General features: G+C 68.7%; 7 protein-coding genes. 5 read left to right on the forward strand and 2 right to left on the reverse strand.

Going from position 1 to position 18,444, the window contains the following annotated elements; genetic code table 11:
* The first annotated feature begins 27 nt into the window (after nucleotides 1-27).
* From ACGFZA_RS38955 to ACGFZA_RS38965, 3 genes are read left to right on the forward strand one after another with little or no spacing between them, the layout of a single operon-like run.
* Complete coding sequence (locus ACGFZA_RS38955) at nucleotides 28-1,473, forward strand: replication initiator (protein ID WP_360862702.1); 1,446 nt, start codon at nucleotides 28-30, stop codon at nucleotides 1,471-1,473.
* Nucleotides 1,473-1,697, forward strand: coding sequence for a helix-turn-helix domain-containing protein (locus ACGFZA_RS38960; protein ID WP_360862700.1), 225 nt, complete (start codon nucleotides 1,473-1,475; stop codon nucleotides 1,695-1,697). Before ACGFZA_RS38955 ends, ACGFZA_RS38960 begins: the two co-directional genes overlap by 1 nt.
* The gene (locus ACGFZA_RS38965) at nucleotides 1,697-2,980 is read left to right on the forward strand and encodes a tyrosine-type recombinase/integrase (RefSeq protein ID WP_393685481.1); all 1,284 of its coding nucleotides are present in this window, start codon (nucleotides 1,697-1,699) and stop codon (nucleotides 2,978-2,980) included. The genes ACGFZA_RS38960 and ACGFZA_RS38965 overlap by 1 nt, the downstream gene beginning before the upstream one ends.
* Nucleotides 2,981-3,561: 581 nt before the next feature.
* On the opposite strand, the gene ACGFZA_RS38970 is transcribed toward ACGFZA_RS38965, so the two are convergent.
* On the reverse strand, nucleotides 3,562-10,383 hold the full coding sequence (locus ACGFZA_RS38970) for an RHS repeat-associated core domain-containing protein (RefSeq protein WP_393685483.1): 6,822 nt from the start codon (nucleotides 10,381-10,383) through the stop codon (nucleotides 3,562-3,564).
* A 653-nt stretch (nucleotides 10,384-11,036) separates the two neighbouring features.
* On the opposite strand from ACGFZA_RS38970, the gene ACGFZA_RS38975 reads away from it, so the two are divergent.
* A complete protein-coding gene (locus tag ACGFZA_RS38975) occupies nucleotides 11,037-15,017 on the forward strand; it encodes a hypothetical protein (protein ID WP_393685485.1) in 3,981 nt (1,326 codons plus the stop codon).
* A gap of 139 nt (nucleotides 15,018-15,156) precedes the next feature.
* Complete coding sequence (gene prfB / locus ACGFZA_RS38980; protein ID WP_385283172.1) at nucleotides 15,157-16,263, forward strand: peptide chain release factor 2; 1,107 nt, start codon at nucleotides 15,157-15,159, stop codon at nucleotides 16,261-16,263.
* Nucleotides 16,264-16,350: 87 nt separating this feature from the next.
* On the opposite strand, the gene ACGFZA_RS38985 is transcribed toward prfB, so the two are convergent.
* Nucleotides 16,351-17,700: a histidine-type phosphatase gene (locus ACGFZA_RS38985; RefSeq protein ID WP_393685488.1), complete on the reverse strand. Its 1,350-nt coding sequence runs from the start codon at nucleotides 17,698-17,700 to the stop codon at nucleotides 16,351-16,353.
* Nucleotides 17,701-18,444: the final 744 nt, after the last annotated feature.

Genomic DNA, 18,444 nt, shown 5'->3' on the forward strand with positions numbered 1-18,444 from the left:
CACCCGAACAGAAGGGACACGCCCCGAATGGTCACCCTGGACCTGCGCCACGTGGCAAGCCCCGCCGTACGGGACCTGCTCCACCTCGTCAACCACCCCGACTTCGACCGCGCACAGCAGCAGATCGAACGTCTCGGCGGCTGCGCCGAACCCATCCGCCTGACCGGACAGACCACCACCGTCGACACCACGACCGGCGAAGCCCTTCGTGCCTATACCTCCTCCGACGAGCCGACGGGCAGCCTGCTCACCACGTGCGGCAACCGCCGCTCCTCCCGTTGCCCGGCCTGCTCCCGCCTCTACGCCGCCGACACCTACCACCTCATCCGCGCCGGCCTCTCCGGCGGCAAGACCGTGCCCGACACCGTCCGCACCCACCCCCGCGTCTTCGCCACCCTCACCGCACCCTCCTTCGGCCCCGTCCACAACCGCCCCACCACCCCCGGTGGCGACATCAGGCCCTGCCGCTGTCACCAGCTCCACGGACCCACGGACGCCCTACTGGGCACGCCGCTGAACCCGGCGACGTACGACTACGCGGGTGCGGTCCTGTTCAACGCCCACGCCTCCGCTCTGTGGGCCCGCTTCACCATCTACCTGCGCCGCGAGATCGCCGCCCGGCTCGGCCTCACCCAGAAGGCCGCCCGCGCCGTGCTGCGGATCTCCTTCGCCAAAGTCGCCGAGTACCAAAAGCGCGGCCTGGTCCACTTCCACGCCGTCATCCGGCTCGACGGCCCCGACGGCAACACCACGCCCCCGCCCCCGTCTGCCACCGTCACCGTGCTCACGGACGCCATCCGGGCCGCAGCCCGCCGTGTCCGAGTGGCCCTCACGTCGGACGCGATCGGGGAGCGCGAACTCACCTGGGGAACACAGCTCGACGTGCGCGAGATCGCCGCCTTCGGCACTGACGCCGAACTCACCGACCAGGCCGTGGCCGCCTACGTGGCCAAGTACGCCACCAAGTCCGCCGACGCCTCCGGCACCCTCGACCACGCCCTATTCTGCCGCCCCTGCCAGGGACGCGGCGCCACCCTCCTGCCTCATGGAACCCCGCTCCCGTGCACCGCTTGTGACGGCACCGGGCAGGCCCGTCCCCTGCCCCGGCTCGCCGTCGCCCGGCATGTGCGGCAGATGATCCGCACCTGCTGGGAGCTGGGCAGGCTGCCGGAATTCACCGGCCTCAAGCTCTGGAAGTGGGCGCACATGCTCGGCTTCCGGGGCCACTTCTCCACCAAATCCCGCCGCTACTCCACCACCCTCGGCGCGCTGCGCGACGCCCGCCGCACCTGGCGCACCGAACAGGCCCGCGCCCACGCCAGCCTGCCCGGCGTCGACTCGACGACCACGCTCGTCGTCAGCCGCTGGGACTACCTCGGCTCGGGCTACAGCCCCGGTGCAGCCCTCCTCGCCGCCCACGTATGGCACCGCAGGAAACATGAACGACAGTTCTCGGCCGAAGGGGGCTGCTGATGACCTCGCCCCCGCTCGCCGTCCCCCATGCGGAGGCGGCACCGCTGCTGGATCTGCTCACAGTGCCCCAGGTGATGACCCGCCTCCAGCTCGGCCGCTCCGCCGTCTACGACCTGCTCCGCACCGGCCAACTCGCCTCGATCACCCTCGGCCGTGCCCGCCGCATCCCCACCCACGCCCTCACCGACTTCATCCGCACCCGCCTCGAACAGGACGCCGCCTGATGACCACACCTCGCCCCGCCTCCTCCCGCCGCTCCCGTGCCCGTGCGAATGGCGACGGGACCGTCTACCAGCGCAAGGACGGACGCTGGGAAGCCGCCGGATATGTCCTTGCCCCCGGCAACACCCGCAAGCGCGTCCGTGTCTACGGCACCACCCGCAAGGACGCGATGACCAAGCTCACCGAGAAGATCGCCGCCAGCAATCGCGGCCTCCCCGTCGCAGCGGCCGACAGCACCGTGAGCGCCTATCTTGCGTACTGGCTGGACGGCGTCGCCGTTCACCACCTGCGGGAGAACACCCATACCCGCTACGCGGCCTCCATCCGCCTCCACCTCAATCCCGGCCTCGGCGCCAAGAAGCTTGCCCGGCTCACCACACGCGACGTGCGCACCTTCCTCGACGGACTCCGCACCACCTGCCAGTGCTGCGCCCAGAAACGGGACTCCGTCCGGCGATCCTGCTGCGCCATCGGCCAGTGCTGCGACAAGCGCCTGTCTCCGCTGACCGTGACGTACGTCCACGCGGTCCTCAAGTCCGCCCTGGAACACGCCGTTCGCGAGGACGAACTGCCGCGCAACGTCGCCCGCAATGTCAAGACCACCACGCCCCGCCCCAGACGCTTCCAGCCCCTCACCGCCACCGAAGCTCGGAAGTTCCTCCAGTCAGCCAGCAGCGACCGGCTTCACGCCCTGTACGAATTCGCCCTGCGCGCCGGACTCCGCAAGGGCGAACTCCTCGGCCTCCACTGGGAAGACCTCGACCTCGACAGCGGCACCGCGACCATCCACCGCTCCCTCCAGCGCACCCGAAGCCATGGCCTGACCGTTCTGAACACGAAGACCCTGGCCTCCGAACGCCGCATCGTCCTCCCCACCGAATGCATCAGCTCCCTCAAGATCCACCAGGAACAGCAGCAGGAAGAGCGTCAGGCGGCCGGAACGGGCTGGACGGACAACGGACTCATCTTCACCACCCCGAAGGGCAGGCCCCTCGACCCCGGCAACCTGACCCGCCGCTTCCGCCGCCTCCTCCACAGCGCAGGACTCCGGACGATCCGCTTCCACGACCTCCGACACTCGACCGCCACCCTGCTCCTGGAACAAGGCGTCGACCTCGTCGTCATCAAGGAACTCCTCGGCCACGCCCACATCGGCGTCACCGCCGGCGTCTACGCCCACGTCCGACTCCGCCTCCAACGCCAAGCCATCGATACCCTGAACGGCGCCCTCAGCCCTGTCAACGACGACCCCGACGACCCACCCGCCGCGGCAAGCGTCCGCTGACGTTGCCGTCGCCGTTGCCGTCAAGAACCCCAGAAGCCCCACCGAAAACGCTCGGTGGGGCTTCATCGGCGATATTGGAATCCCAGCCGGCCGAAGCTACCGAGAGTCAAACACCAATCTCACGAGAACCCACGCAGGGCCCTCCAGGGTGAATCCTGTGGAATTCCTACCTACGCCTTTCGGGTGGGCCACTTACAGGTCATACGGGTAGAGCTGAATTTCGGAGGCCCGGAAGGAAATGAAACCCTCCACAGGAAGCTCCGACCTTCGGTTCGGGATTTCAATCAGGAGAACGTCCGACCCTACTCTGATCTCCACGACCGAATCATCGCCATAGTCGAATCTGACAACTTGGCCCGTGATGAGGGTGGCAGAGTCCGCCCCGACCTCCGAGAGGGAAGTGGCACCCGAGGGGCCCGCCGTCCAATCTGCGACCTCTTCCGGAACTTCGATCTCAACATCGAATTGACCCACTTCGGCGGGGTTCGCCCCCATCCAGCGGCCAAATGCGATGCCAGACTCGCACTTGAAACGCACGATCCCTTGCGATGGGGTCAGGACTTGCAGAACTTCCACTCTCATCATTTCACCCCCAAGGGAACTCGCTGCATCGTATTGCCGACAGTCCATTCGTTTGTGACGGAGTTCCAATCCCACGTCTCCATATGGAAGTGGAACTTCGTGGGCTTGCTGTTCATCTCGTGATCCCCCATCCGGATGCTGCGGCGCCCATCGGAAGACACGAGACGGTTGGGATCCACCTGCCCAGTTCGCGGGTGAATGTTCGTGTGCGGACCAGGCCCCAAGAAATCACTCCACGCCTGATCGGCCTGAGAAGGCTTAAGGGGCTTGGGGGCCGTGACCTCCGGCAGGTTTTTGACCGTTTCGGCAGGTGCACTGCCACAATTATGAACGAGGACCGGCGTCTCGCCCGCCAGCACATAGTACGTATGCACAACCCCGACTGTCAGGTCGTAAGTGACCCCCGACGCCCGGTAATTTCGCACCGCCGACACCACCACCGTCGCCCCGCCCGGACGCTGGAGCTCCGTGCCCGGCTTCAGGTTTCTGGCGTCGGTCCAGCGGTGGTGCGTGGCGTCCCAGAACGGGTGGTGCCACGTGGTCGTGAGCTTGACGGGGCGAGGGGTGCCGGCGCCCGTAGCGGGAGCCGCGACCGGCCCGACTGCGTGCGAGGTGGCCGGCTCAGGCGTCAGGACGAGGTCTGTGAACTCCTTGTCGTCCTTCGTGACGATGTGGCGTTCGACCTTCTCGGCAGCCGTGACCTCCGTCTGCGGGTCCGTGGAGGTGACCTCGTCGCCCGGTCTCAGGTCCGCGATGGGTCTCGTCGTGCCGTCCGCCAGGAGGACGTGCGTATCGCCCCTGAAGCTGTGCTTCGTACAGGCGGCCGCAGCCGATTCCATGGCCTTGACCTGGGAGCTGGCCGCCTTCGCCGAGGCCTCGGCCGCCCGGACCAGGTCCTCGGCCTCCTTGACCAGCTTGTCGGCCTTCTTGATGGCCCGCCAGATCTTGAACGCCTTCCAGCCGGCCTTGATCGCCTTCGCGATCTTGCCCCAGGGCACGGCGTTCAGGGCCGTGTTGACGCAGCCCATCACGTCGCCCTTGGTGAAGCAGTTCACCGCGTCCGTGAGGCCGATGACGTCGGCGACCAGGCTGATGACCTTCTGGGTCAGGCCCTCCCGCTGTTTCTTGGCCGCTGCGGCGACGGCGTTCGCCGTCTTCACCTCCTGGGCCGCCTTGGCCGCCTCCGCCTGCACGTTCTGCGTCGTGTTGCCGATGTGGCCCCGGCCGCCGTTGTCGTCGCCGACCGCGAGGCCGTCGGAGCACCGGCCCTTGTGGCAGGTGGTGCGGTTGGGGCCGCCCGGATCGACCGGCCCGTCCGTGATGATCCGGCCGGAGCCGTCGCCGTACGGTGTGCCGATACCGCACAGGTCCGCCGGGCACAGGCCGGACGGGTCGCTCAGGGTGACGGGACTGTTGTTGGCGTACGCGTACGCGTTCCAGCTCTCCGGGTCACCCGCGCTGATCAGCGGGTCCGGGTTCAGGAACCGGCCCACCGCCGGGTCGTACTCCCGGGCCCCCAGGTTCGTCAGCCCCGTCGCATCGTCCTGCTGACCGCCGACGTACCCCTTGGTGCCCTGCCAGTCGGCCGCCGCGGTGCGGACCTCGCCGAACGGTTTGTACTGGCGGCGCGTCACGGCCTGCGTGCCCGCGTCGATCTGCAACTGGCCGGTGTTCTGGCGGTCGGAGACGACGTAGTCGACCCGGTCACCCTTGGCATCGGCCGTGTGGACGGCGATCTGCTGCCCGCCCAGCGCGACGTACCGGCTGCCCTCCGCCTTGTCCGCACCCGTCTTGAGCGTCAGCTCCTGGTCCCCGGTGAACAGGACCGTCGCCCCCGCGTCCCGTCGGATCAGCAGGTTCCCCGAGGCGTCGTAGACGTACTTCGTGGGATCGGCCGTGCCGGTGGTGGCCAGCTGGGTCAGCTTGCCCTCGGAGTCGTACGTGAAGTCGTCCGTACCGGCGCGCGAGGTGCGGGTGTCGATGTTGCCGGAGGCGTCATAGGTGTAGTCGGTCGTCGTGTCCGTGTCGGGGCCGCCCGGCGTGTCCTTCACGACGCTCGCGAGCGCGTGGGCCGGGCCCTGGCCCGCTTCGGGGGTGCTGTACGTGGCGACCGTGTCGTTCGTCGCGACGCCCGTCAGGTCGTGGTCGGTCTGCGTTCTGCGGTTGCCCGTCGCGTCGTACGTCCACGACTGCCAGTACGCGGCCGGACCGCCGACCATCGACGCCGCACCGGCCGCAGGCCGGGCCGCGCAGTCGTCCGTCGCCGTCCACGCCGCGCTCAGATGCTGCGCCCAGTCGTAGTCGAAGCACTGGGTGTCGGTCTGTCCGTCGCCCAGCACGTCCGCGATCTTGGTGACGTTGCCGGCCGGCTGGTACGCGTACGAGGTGCGGTCGGCGACCTTCGCGCCCGACGCGGTGACCGTGAAGGACGACTTCAGGCGGTGCGTCTGCTCCTCGTACACGAGGGTCTGCTGCGCGAAGTTGCCGGACGTGCCGTACGTGAACTGCTGCGGCTCGTCGAACTGCGTGTACGTGAGCCCCGCGAGCAGTGCCCCGGAGCCGACGCTCTTCTGGCGGCCGAACTTGTCGTAGTCGTAGGTGAAGGTCTCCTGCGGCAGGTACCCCGCCGCGGTGTCCGTGTACGAGTGCAGGGTGCCCGTCGGGTTGTACTGGTTCTGCGTGAGGTACGTGCCCTGGAGCTTGCCCTCAGCGGCAGGGATGACCAGCGCGGACGCCTGTGGCCAGCCGTGCGAGTCGTAGCCCAGCACCTTGCTGACGTACGCGGAACCGCCGGAGTAGCTGGTCGACGAGGTCGGCAGCCCCTTCTTCAGCGAGTCGTAGGCCCACGACGCCAGCTTGTTGGCATCCGACTTCTCCACGCCGCCGGTGGTGTCGTACTTGGCGGTCTGCCGGCCGAGTTCGTCGTAGGAGTAGGAGAGGGTCCTCTTGCGGGCGTCGGTCGAGGAGGTCACACGGCCGGCGGCGTCGAACTCGGAGTGCGAGGCCCCGGTGTCCGGGTCGACCTGGTCGGTCTTGCGCCCCAGCAGGTCGTAGGTGCTGGTCCAGATGTGTCCCTGGCCGTCGTCCTGACGGATCTGCCGGCCCTCGGCGTCGTAGCCGTACGAAACGGTGTCGGCGGCGCCCGACGCGGTGCTGCCGTGGTAGCGGATCAGCTGGGTCGTGTTGCCCCGGGCATCCGTGATGGTGCTCGTCGGGGTCGCGCCGTCGGGCGGCACGACGTCCGTACGGTCCACACCGGCGTACACCGTCCTGGTCCGCCAGGTCTCGGTCGCCCGGGTGTACGCCACCGCGTCGGTGACCCGCCCGCCGCCGTCGTAGAACGTGCCGGTCTGCGTCGGCACCTGGTTGTCGGGGGCGTAGACGAGCGTGCCGTTCGGCGTACCGGTGTTGTAGTACGGACCGGCCGACTTCACCGGCCAGCCGTGCGAGTCGTACACGGTGTCGACGACGACGCGCCCGCCGTCGGCCGTCTCCGCCTGCGTCTCGCGCTCGCGGAGCAGGGCGTCGTACAGGGTGACCGAGGTGCGGTAGCCACCGTCGTCGTTCAGGGTCCGTGTGGTGACGGTCGACGGGACGGTCCGCGACAGGTTGTAGGCGTACGTGGTGTTCGCGCCGTTGGTGGTGGGGAAGCCCGGGTTCCAGACTGCGCTGAGGCGGCCGAGCGGGTCGTACGAGCTCGTCGTCGAATAGCCGGCGGCGTCCGTCGTCTTCAGCGGCATGCCGCGCGGATCCGAGGTCGTCGTGGTGGCGAAGCCCGCGGTCTGGCCGGTGACCTTCGGCTGGGTGACCTTGATGCTCGCGGGCGCGGTCGCGGTGGCGGCCGTGTACGAGGTGCTCGTGACGTGGGAGAGGGCGTCCTCGTCGGTGAGTTCGCGCCCGTAGCTGTCGAAGCTGTTCCGCAGGACCGTGACGTAGTGCGCGGTGCCGTCGGCGGAGACCGAATCGGCCTTCTGCACCATCGTCACGTCACCGGTGCCCGGAACGGCAAGGTTGTCCGTGTGCCCGTCGAAGAAGGTCAGGTCGTCACTGATCAGGTCGGCGGGGAACTTCGGCGTAACGCCGCATCCCACCGCCACCGTGCGCATGCGGCGGGGCATCGGCAGCACGGCACCGGACGCGTCCTTGGCGTACCAGCTGGTGGCGCAGGTGTCGTCGTCCGTGGTGGACAGGTCGCCCTTGTCGTCGACCCACTTGGGCAGGCCCGTCGCGTCGTCGAACTCGGTGACCGACTCCGTGGTGCGAGCCGTGCCGTCCGCCTTGGTCGTTGTCGTCCGGACCCGGCGGGTGTTGAGGGGGCGGGCCAGCAGCGGGTCCAGTCCGACCTTGGTCCGCGACTGGGTCGCGGTGACCGGACCGAGCCACGGCTCAGTGGTCGTGGAGGCGAGCTGCGCCCCGCCGTCACCCTGGTAGCTCCGCGTCTCGAAGACCTGGCCGGCCAGCGCGTCGGCGTCGGTGACCGTGATGTCCCCGACCGAGTTGGTCAGCTTGTCGCCGGTGCCCCGGAAGTACGTGGCGCGGGACAGCGTGATCTTCTCGGGCGCGGTGCCGGTACGCACCTCGACGGTGCCGAAGCCCCGCCACTGGTTGTACGTCCGGTACTTGGCCTGGGCGAGCGAGTCGTCGTTGAAGTGCCAGTACGCCTTGCCCGCGTACGTGTACGAGGTCTGCACCGGGAGGCCGCCGCCGGTCGGGTCCTGCTCGGTGACCGTGTTGACGACGTACTTGTTGAACCAGTCCAGCTGGGGCGCGGTCTGCCCCGGTGGCGTCCAGTACGACGGGTAGCAGCGCATCGTGTTGGTCTGCGGGCTGTCCGGCATGACGACCGTGCCCTTGCGGTGGCACTGGGCCGCCAGGTAGTTGACCTGGATGACCTTGCCGGACTCGGTCGTGATCACCGACATGCGGCGGCGGGTGATCGGCTGGTATCCGTCGAGTCCGTCGACCCGGTTGGACATCGCCTGGCCGTCGAAGGTCACGGCCGGAAGCGACGCGCTGCCTCCCACCTTGCCGGTCCGGGTGATGGAGGAGAGCCACAGCGACGGCGTCGTGGTGTCGCCGGTGGCCGGGAAGGTGTGGGCGAGCGTCCAGGCGTCGATGTCCTGGTACGCGGTCCCGACCAGGGCCTGGGTACGGATGCCGGTCAGCCGCTTCGTCGTCCAGAAGGAGGGGCCGTGGTTGGCGCACGAGCCGGTGGACGCGCAGTTCTGGTCGAGCGGCACATCGGGCCAGTGCGCGCTGTTCGCTGTGGTGCGCTTGGACGTCGCGCAGTCGAACTCGGTGGTGGCCAGGCAACGTTCCGAGGTGTCGAAGAAGACCTGCCCGGCGGCGGGTGCGGCGGCGTCGTACACCTTGTCCTTGCGCTGCCCGTACTGGATCTTCGACAGGACGCCGGCGCGGGTGTAGGCGGTCGGCGTCGTCGCGTTGTTCACGCCGTAGTAGCCGGTCTCGGGCGTGTACCAGTAGCTCATCGCGTTGGCGTGGCTGTCCAGGACGTAGTCGAGGTTCCAGCGGTACGCCTGCTGGCAGGAGGAGGCGGCGAACGTCGAGGCGTGGCAGGGCTCGCCCGCGTCGTTGCCGAAGACCGGCGTCGTCCAGACGGAGTTGGTGACGGCCTTGCCGCTGCTCCAGCCGGGAAGCTGGTTCCGGCCGAAGTAGTACTCATTGCCGTCGGCCGTCGTCACGACCCAGTACTCGTGGTCGTTGTCGCCGTTGACCGTGTCGGTGCGGACGGAGACCTGCTCGGCGTCGTCGCTCTGCGGGCGCCACGTCTTGGCGGTGCTGTCGTAGACCAGGGTGTTGGACGCGCCGTTGAGCGACAGGGTCAGCGTGTCCTTGTCGTCCGACCAGCACTGGTCGGACGTCTTGGGGCTGCCGCCCGCCGTGTCGTCGGAGCAGGAGGCGTACGACCGCTCGATGAAGCCGGGCGAGTAGTCCCACCCGTCACCGATCCACGAGGCCTGGGCGTTGGTCGAGGAAGTGCGTCCGTCCACGCTCTGGGAGCCGTAGTCGAGCGAGACGCTCGGCTTGAATCCGCCGGGCACGTCCGGGAGACCGAGCGGGTACGACCAGGAGAAGCCTCCGGTCGCGCCGCCCGCGTTCCACTGGCCTGAGGGGGAGAGGGAGGAGGCGGCGTAACTGCCGCCCCCGCCGGCAGCGGCCGCCGTGGCGGCGAACACGACGGGCGCGCCTGCCGCCTTCGCGGAACCGGCCGGGAGCGTCACATCGGCGGAGAGCTGTCCCGTCTTCGCGTCGTTCGTCGAGAGCAACGGTGTCCGGACCCGGCAGGAGGCCTTGTCCGGCGTGGTGAGCGCACACGCCGGGAGCTGCACGAGGCGCAGCCTGGAGGACCAGTCGCCCCCGTAGGCATCGGCGAACTCCCGGTAGTCCAGGGTGACCCGCACGCCGGAGCGGGGGCCTGCGCCGGTGGTGCGCACGGAGCCGACGAGGCCGGTGACGCCTGCCTCGGTGGCGGCCGAGCGGGGGGCGAGGGCGACCCGGACCGGGGTGGTGGGGCGCGCGGACCTGTCGTGGGCCGGAGCGATGCGCACGGGAAGGGCGCCGGCCTTCGGCGCCGTGGCGGCCCCGCCGACCTTGATCTCTGCCGAACCGGCCCGCGGCCACGTCCGCTTGGCGCTTCCCGGTTTCCACGAAGGAGTACGGGGGCGTGAAACCGTACGGGTGGGGACCGGTTTCACCGGTACGGAGTCGGCCTTCTCCGGTTGTACGGCGAAGTTCCGTTTGCTGTCACCGGAAAGGGAGAGGGCGTTCGCCGGATCGGCGACCGATACGACCAGGAGCAACGCCGAGGCGAGCGTGGTGACGGTCGCGATTCTCGTACTTCGGCCCTGCCGGCGGAAAAACCGTCCGGCTTTCGACTGCCCCGTCATGAATCCCCCCAGGTCCCAATGATGGCCTGCGGAATTTAGCAGCGTGAAAATGGCGCCCCCCATGCGCGAGGGAAAGGAATGCCAAAGAAATGGCAAAGCGTGGTGGTGGAATAGTAGGTATTGACAAATTTTTGCTCGGTTTGCCCTTGTGCTCGCTGTAGTCGAGATGCGACGGAGGGGTGTCGGGGGAGATATCCACCGAAGAGGGGCAGTGCATGGAATAACGGTTGGTCTTTACGGAATATTCACTTGCTCATTTCATTGTGAAATGGTTAGGGTCCGCCGGGCCGAGCTTGAATTCGCCGACATGCCCAGGGGGGCCTCGCATGTGGGGCAGTCGTCCTTCCGCCCGAAGAAGCCGAACCGCGACGTTGATGTGCGCCGCGCTGATCGCCGCACTGTCACCAGGAGTGGCGCACGCCGTCGGCTCCCGAACCGCGGTCGCTTCGGACTCGCCCGGCGGGCAGCCGGGGGTGAACGAGGCCCTGCCCGCGACCCAGCACCCCTCGCCCGGCACGCCTGCACCCGAACCCAAGTCACCAAAGCCCGAAGGGCCCTTGGGTCACATGCGGGACGACGCGGATTCCGGGCTCGACGCCGCGCAGGAGCGGGCGCTCGGCACCGCGCAACGTGAGGCGGACCGCACCGGGGAGCCGGTACAGGTCGACGCCCTGACCACCGAGACGGACACCGCCACCGCCAACCCTGGCGGCACCGTCAGCTGGACGACCGCCGTCACTCCGCAACGGGTGCGCAGGAGCGGCGCCTGGGTGCCGGTCGACAGCACGCTGGCCCGGCAGAACGACGGGACGTACGCTCCGCGCGCCGTTCCAGGAGACATCGACTTCTCCGGGGGCGGATCGGGACCGCTCGTCACGATGAGGAACGGAAAGGCCGAACTCGCCCTGTCCTGGCCCGCGCCCCTCCCGGCGCCGACGGCCTCCGGTTCGGGGATCACGTACCCCGGTGTCCTGCCCGACGTCGACCTCACGCTCACGGCGAACGACCGTGGCGGCTTCACACAGGTGCTCGTCGTGAAGACGGCCGCCGCCGCTGCCGACCCGGCGCTCTCCCGGCTCAGGATGACCAGCCGCACGAAGGGGGTCAGCCTCTCCGACGACGGCCACGACAACTTCCAGGCGAAGGCGCCCGACGGCACCCTGGTGTTCAGCGCGCCCCAGCCGAGGATGTGGGACTCCGCCGGGACGGTCAGCCCCATGGCGGCGGCGGTCTCCGGAGCTCGTTCCCTGCTCGCCGCCCCGTCGGCAGGCACCGCGCACACCGCGTCCGTGGACGCGCAGGCCGGATCCGGTGCGATCACCCTCACGCCGGACCCGGCGCTGCTGACGGCCGCAGACACGCACTACCCGCTCTACATCGACCCCTCGTGGAACCCGCACACCGCCTCAGGCGCGCGGCAGCACTTCATCGAGGTCCAGTCGGGCTGCCCCACGGCCAAGAACTACGACTCCACGCAGTACGGCGACCCCGGCGTGGGCTACAACGGGTGGTCGGGCTGTGTCGGCATCGAGCGCTCGTACTTCCAGCTGGCCATCCCGTCCAGCGTGTGGGGCACCCACGTGGTTTCGGCGGTGGTCAACGTGATGGAGACCAGCTCGTCCAGCTGCGCCGAATCCTCCGGCGTCTCCCTCCGCTCGGCCCACGCGTTCAGCGGCAGCACGACGTGGAACAGCCGTCCGGGCCTGATCAGCAATCTGGGATCGCAGACCTTCGGCCCCGCCTGCTCCAGCCATCCGTCCAAGGGCTACTCGGTCACCTCCACGATCGCCAAGGCGGCTGCGGCGAAGCAGGGCAGCTGGACGTTCGCCCTGCTGAACAACAGCGAGTCCGACCGTGTTCTGTTCAAGCGGTTCGCGGCCAACCCGTCGATGACCATCACGTACAACCATGTGCCGAACACCCCCAGCGCCCTGGCGGCCACGGTCAACTCCTCGTCCTACGGCTGTGACGTCACCGCCCCGTACCCCTTGATCGGCAAGACCGTCGCGACGACGCCGCCCGCTCTCACCTCGACGGTGAGCGACGCGGACAAGGACGCCCTCGCGGCCACGTACTCGTACTGGGTGGACGGGACCAGCACCAAGAAGACCCTGACGTCGGCGAACGTGTCCAGCGGCCAGAAGGCACCGGTCAGGCTACCCGCTTCCTTCATCACCGGCCTCAAGGACGGCAGCACCGTCGACTGGCAGGTCTCCACGACCGATGGCAAGGACACCAGGTCCAACAGCTCGGTCTGCCACTTCACGGTGGACCAGCGGGCCCCGGTGATGCCGGTGATCAAATCGGACGGCGGCCTCTTCCCGGAGGAGACCCCGGGCGCGGCGGCCGGGACGGCGGGCACGTTCACGGCGAGCGTGGCGCCGGGGTCGACGAACAACACGGCGTCCAAGTTCGTGTTCGGCCTCGACGTGAAGCCGCCGACGAGCAACCCGCCCGCCTCCCAGGTCAAGACGGCCGTCAACAACAGCGCGTCCTACGCCGTCACCCCGTCCGCCCCCGGCACGCACATCCTGTGGGCTTACGCGCTGGACGCGGCGGGCAACGCCTCGGAGATGGCCGCCTACGAGTTCATCGCCCAAGGGCACGCGCCCCGCACGTACGCGACGCTGAAGGACGCCTTCAACAACACCGCGATCTCCGCCGACACCAATCCGGGAGCGGCCAACGCGGACGGGCTCGGGCAGAGCTTCTCGGCTCAGGATCTCGCAGCCGCGGGGTGGAAGCCGGGCGAGAAGATCACGGTGAACGGGGCGGACTTCACACTCCCCGCCTTCGGGGCAGGTGCGGCCGACAACGTCCTGGCCGCGAACCAGACGATCCGGCTGGACGGAGCGGCCGGTGACGCGCTCGTCTTCCTGGCCACGTCGACCGGCGCCCGCACCGCGGCCGACCGCAACGCCGCAGACACGAGCAGCCCGGTGATCCAGGACGGCACCCCCGTCGCCGGCACGAACTGCAGCCTCGCGAACGGCACACCGACGGACTGCGAGGCGGCGACCGGAGCCGTGAACTACACGGGGGAGACCGCTGCGGAGCCGTACTTCCTGTCGGCGCCGGACTGGTCGACCGGGCCCAACGGCCTGGCGACCGTCACGCTGCCGCACACCAACAAGGCAGGCGCGCAGACGTCCTCGCCGCTGAGGATCTACACCTTCGCGATCCCGCTGCGGCACGGATCGACGGTCGACTCGGTGACGCTGCCCGACATCAGCGACAAGGCGGTCACGGGCATCCCCGGGCTCCACATCTTCGCGATGGCGGTACGCGACACGGCAGCCGCACCGGCGGGGGCGGCGGCCGGAGCGGCGTGGAAGGGGGCGTGGAGCGCGCCGGTGGAGGGGAGCTACAACTACAACAACGGAGTGGACTACCGGGATCAGACGATCCGGACGCTCATCTACCCGACGGCCGCCGGAACCGGTGCGCGATTCCGGCTCTCCAACGAGCGGGGCGTCAGCCCTCTGGTCATCGACCACGTGACGTTCGCGCTGCAGACGTCGGGCAACGGGGCGAAGCCCGACGGCCCGCCGGTCGACCTGACCTTCGAGGGCGGGAAGCGAGGCATCACCGTCCCGGTGGGCGGCACGGCCGTCACTGACGTGATCACTACCCCGATCGCCGTCAGGAAGAGTGTGCTGCTCAGCTTCCACCTGGCGAACGCGGTCACCTATCTCCCCCAGCACAGCTGGGCATCGAGTTACAGCCTCATCTACGTCGCCCCCGTGGGATCCGGGGACCACACCGCCGATACAGACGCTGGAGTCTTCACCGGGGACGATGCCATCGTCGGCCAGTTCACCAACGTGGTCACAGGTATGGATGTTCTCGCCCCCGACGGGCAGCCCACTGTGGCGGTGGTCGGAGACGGCCTGGTGGCCCCGGGCACTGCTGGATCCGAGGCAAAGGGTGTGATGCCCCGCTTCGCCGAGTGGATCTGGGATCGCCTGCAACGGAACTCCACCACCGCGGGAATCGGCGTCGTCGGGACACCGATCAAAGACAATCGGCTGGCTTTGGACCGGAACCAAGGAGGTGCCTCCCTTTTCTCCCGCATCGATCGAGATGTGCTGGCCATTCCGGGCCTCAAGACCGTGGTCATCGTGCAGGGCATTCAAGACATCGCGGGCGGAGCCGACGACGCAACGGTCACGAGCGCCTACACGACGTTGCGGGACATGCTCAGGGCGCGGGGGATCAAGACCGTGTTCGCCACGCTGACTCCCTGCGTCGGGTACGCCCCGTGCACGACAGCCGCGGACGCCAACCGCGTGAACGTCAACGGCTGGATTTCGGAGCAGCAGGACTTCACCGCCCCTTACGTCGACACCGTGGACATGGAGGCTGCGCTCGCGGTGCCGGATGCCACGAGCACGCTGGATCCGCCCCCGCTGCTCCTCGGCAATGGCGCGGCACCGGCCGACTTCGACGCTGGTGATCACGTGAACCTCACCCGAAACGGATATGGCGCGGCTGCCGCCGCCGTCGAGCCTTCGGTCCTGGTCCCGGACACCCTCCCGGGCGGCTAGGCCCTGCCAGGGTTCCCCGGCCGCCACGCCCCTCCCGGGCCCCGTTCGACGGGGTCCGGGAGCTGTGCTCACCTCCCGTGTGCGGTCGTGATCATGCCGTCCGAGGAACGCCCGCGCCGACAGCCGTTACGCTGGACCCGTGGCAGTCGTCGATATTTCCGAAGAGCTGAAGTCCCTCTCCTCGACCATGGGGTCGATCGAGGCCGTCCTGGACCTGGATGCGCTGAGGGGTGACATCGCCGTGCTCGAGGAGCAGGCTGCCGCTCCGTCCCTGTGGGACGACCCGGAGGCGGCGCAGAAGATCACCAGCAAGCTTTCCCACCTCCAGGCCGAGGTCCGCAAGACCGAGACCCTGCGCGGCCGGATCGACGACCTCGAAGTGCTCTTCGAGCTCGCCGAGGACGAGGGCGACGCCGATGCCCTCGCGGAGGCCGAGAACGAGCTGGAGTCCGTCCGCAAGGCGCTGGACGAGATGGAGGTCCGCACGCTCCTCTCCGGCGAGTACGACGCGCGCGAGGCCCTGGTCACCATCCGCGCCGAGGCCGGTGGCGTCGACGCCGCCGACTTCGCCGAGAAGCTCCAGCGCATGTACCTCCGCTGGGCCGAGCGGCACAACTACAAGACCGAGGTCTACGAGACGGCGTACGCCGAAGAGGCCGGCATCAAGTCGACCACCTTCGCCGTCGAGGTCCCGTACGCCTACGGCACGCTCTCCGTCGAGCAGGGCACGCACCGGCTCGTCCGGATCTCCCCGTTCGACAACCAGGGCCGCCGCCAGACGTCCTTCGCGGGCGTCGAGGTGCTGCCCGTGGTCGAGCAGACCGACCACATCGAGATCGACGAGTCCGAACTGCGCGTCGACGTGTACCGCTCCTCGGGCCCCGGCGGCCAGGGCGTCAACACCACGGACTCCGCAGTGCGCCTGACCCACCTGGCGACCGGCATCGTCGTCTCCTGCCAGAACGAGCGCTCGCAGATCCAGAACAAGGCGTCCGCGATGAACGTCCTCCAGGCGAAGCTCCTCGAACGCCGCCGCCAGGAGGAGCAGGCGAAGATGAACGCGCTCAAGGGCGACGGCGGCAACTCCTGGGGCAACCAGATGCGTTCGTACGTCCTGCACCCGTACCAGATGGTCAAGGACCTGCGTACGGAGTTCGAGATGGGCAACCCGGAAGCGGTCTTCAACGGCGAGATCGACGGCTTCATCGAGGCGGGCATCCGCTGGCGCAAGCAGAGCGAGAAGTAGTGGCGTAGTCCCGCCGGGCGGGACACACCGCGAAGAGGGGCGTGGGAGCCGTGGCTCCCACGCCCCTCCTCGCGCTTCCGCGTGCGGTCAGGACGTGGTGCGGCCGAGGCACTGCTTCAGTTCGTCGACCTCGTAGAAGTAGCTGCCCTTCGCCACCGGCTCGCAGCCCTTCCTGAACGCGGTCTGCTTCTCGTTGTAGAGCATCCGTACGAGGTACTTGCTGCCCTTCCGGAACAGGTCCCACTGGATGTTCGTGGCCATGGACGCCACCGACTCGCCACGCCACGGGTTGTCGGCGTACGTGTACGGCTCGGCCTCCGACACCGCCTTCGTGCTGCCGGGCAGGCCCATGAGCGCGGCCAGCGGGATGATCTCCTCCGCATGCGTGAAGCGCAGTTCCGCGCCCGCATTGCTGGTCCCGTTCCGCTTGGCGTCGATCTTCGTGAAGAAGTCGTCGAGCAGGACGTTCGCCATCCGGTACGTGATGTCGCTGTCGTCGAAGCCCGGCCCCTTCTCGTAGAAGTCCTCGGCGTCGCTGAGGTACGCGAACCACTTCGCGTCACGGGGCGCGAGGTAGCGCTCCATGTTCCAGTCGCCCTCGTCGGCCATGGCCGGGGCGATGCTGTAGAGGGCGTAGACCGCCTGCGCGGCCTCCACCTCGGTGCCGGTCGAGTCGAACTCGCCGGCCGAGATCCGCTCGACGAACGCCGGCTTGAAGATCTTCTTCAGGACGTTGCGGGCCGCGGTGTGCGAGGCCGGCTGGCCGGTGATCGTGTCGAGGGTGGCGGCGAGCCGCTCGTCGTGGTCGACGTAGTCCCGGTACTCCGCGCCGCCGGCCGACTTGTGGAAGTAGAGCAGGTCCGCATCGGTCCTCGCGGGGGTGATGAGCGGCGCCAGGGCCGGGTCGTTCTCGGCGAGGGCCTCGGCGAACAGGTCACCGCTGTCGACGGCCCGGTCCTTGCCCGAATTGGTGACGTTGATCTGCTCGGAGTCCTTGACGATCTGCTTGAAGAGTGCGGGGAGCCGCTTCTGCAGCCGTGCGGCGGTGTCATGGATCTCGCGCACGCCCCGCCCGCTTAGCTGTCCGTAGCCGATCTTGTCCATCGCGGCGAGCAGCGCCTTCGTCTCTCCGCCGAACCGCTCGCCGGCGGCGGTGAGCTGCCCCTCGCTCCGGGCCTTCTCCCACAGCGCCAGGATCAGGTCCCCGTCCTCGCTGTCGGACGCCGCGCGGGAGCCGTGCCGGGAGACGTTCTCGGTGAACACGGGGACGAAGCCCTTGGGGGCGTGCTGGTACGACCGCAGGTTCTGCTGCGGTGCGTACGGGGTCTTGGTGGCGTAGTAGCCGGAGGAGTCCGACTGAGCCTGGGCAGGCAGCGCCGCCGGTATCAGGGCGGAGACAGCGAGCGTCAGGGCGAGGGCGACGGTGCGCTTCTGCATGGGTTCACCGGGTTCGGGACGAGTCGGTACGGTCGGATGCTCCGATGCTGATCGTTTCGAATGAACCGGGCATGGCCGCAGAGCGACCGGAAGGCGTCCGAAACGGGCCTTGGCCGAGGGGGAGTTGGCGTGGCGAGTTGCGTGGACGGCGTGGTGAGTGCGTCACAGTCGTGGTTCTGAACGAGGGTCAACTCTGCTCAAAGCGGTGCACATTGCACAGAACGGCCTTGACGTAGTCCTTAACTCTGGACAGGGTGCTAAAGCAGCATGCGTATGTCTGGGACGGGTGTGATCGGGGGCGGGCGGCATGGCCACGGCACGACGTGGGCCGGCGTTCGGAGCAAACCCCGCTGGACCGTGCCCCGCGTATGGCTGCTCCATTGACGAGAACAGCTACTGGGGGTAGCAGCACATGACGAAGAAGACGCGCGTACGCGTCGCGCGGATAGCCGCGGGTGCGGTCATCGCCGCCGGCGCCGCACTCACCGCCGCGGGCGCGGCGCAGGCTGTCAGCGTCAGCAACAGCGGTGAGACCGCCACTAAGAGCTCCAGTGCCACGGTGAACGAGGACGGCGGCCTGCTCGGCGGCATCGACGCGGGTGCCGGCGCTGGTGGCGGGGACGCTGCTGCTGGTGGCGGGGATGCCGCTGCTGGTGGCGGGGACGCTGCTGCTGGTGGCGGGGATGCCGCTGCTGGTGGCGGGGACGCTGCTGCTGGTGGCGGGGATGCCGCTGCTGGTGGCGG

This window comes from Streptomyces sp. NPDC048211 (genome assembly GCF_043202315.1).
Classification (GTDB): Bacteria; Actinomycetota; Actinomycetes; order Streptomycetales; family Streptomycetaceae; genus Streptomyces.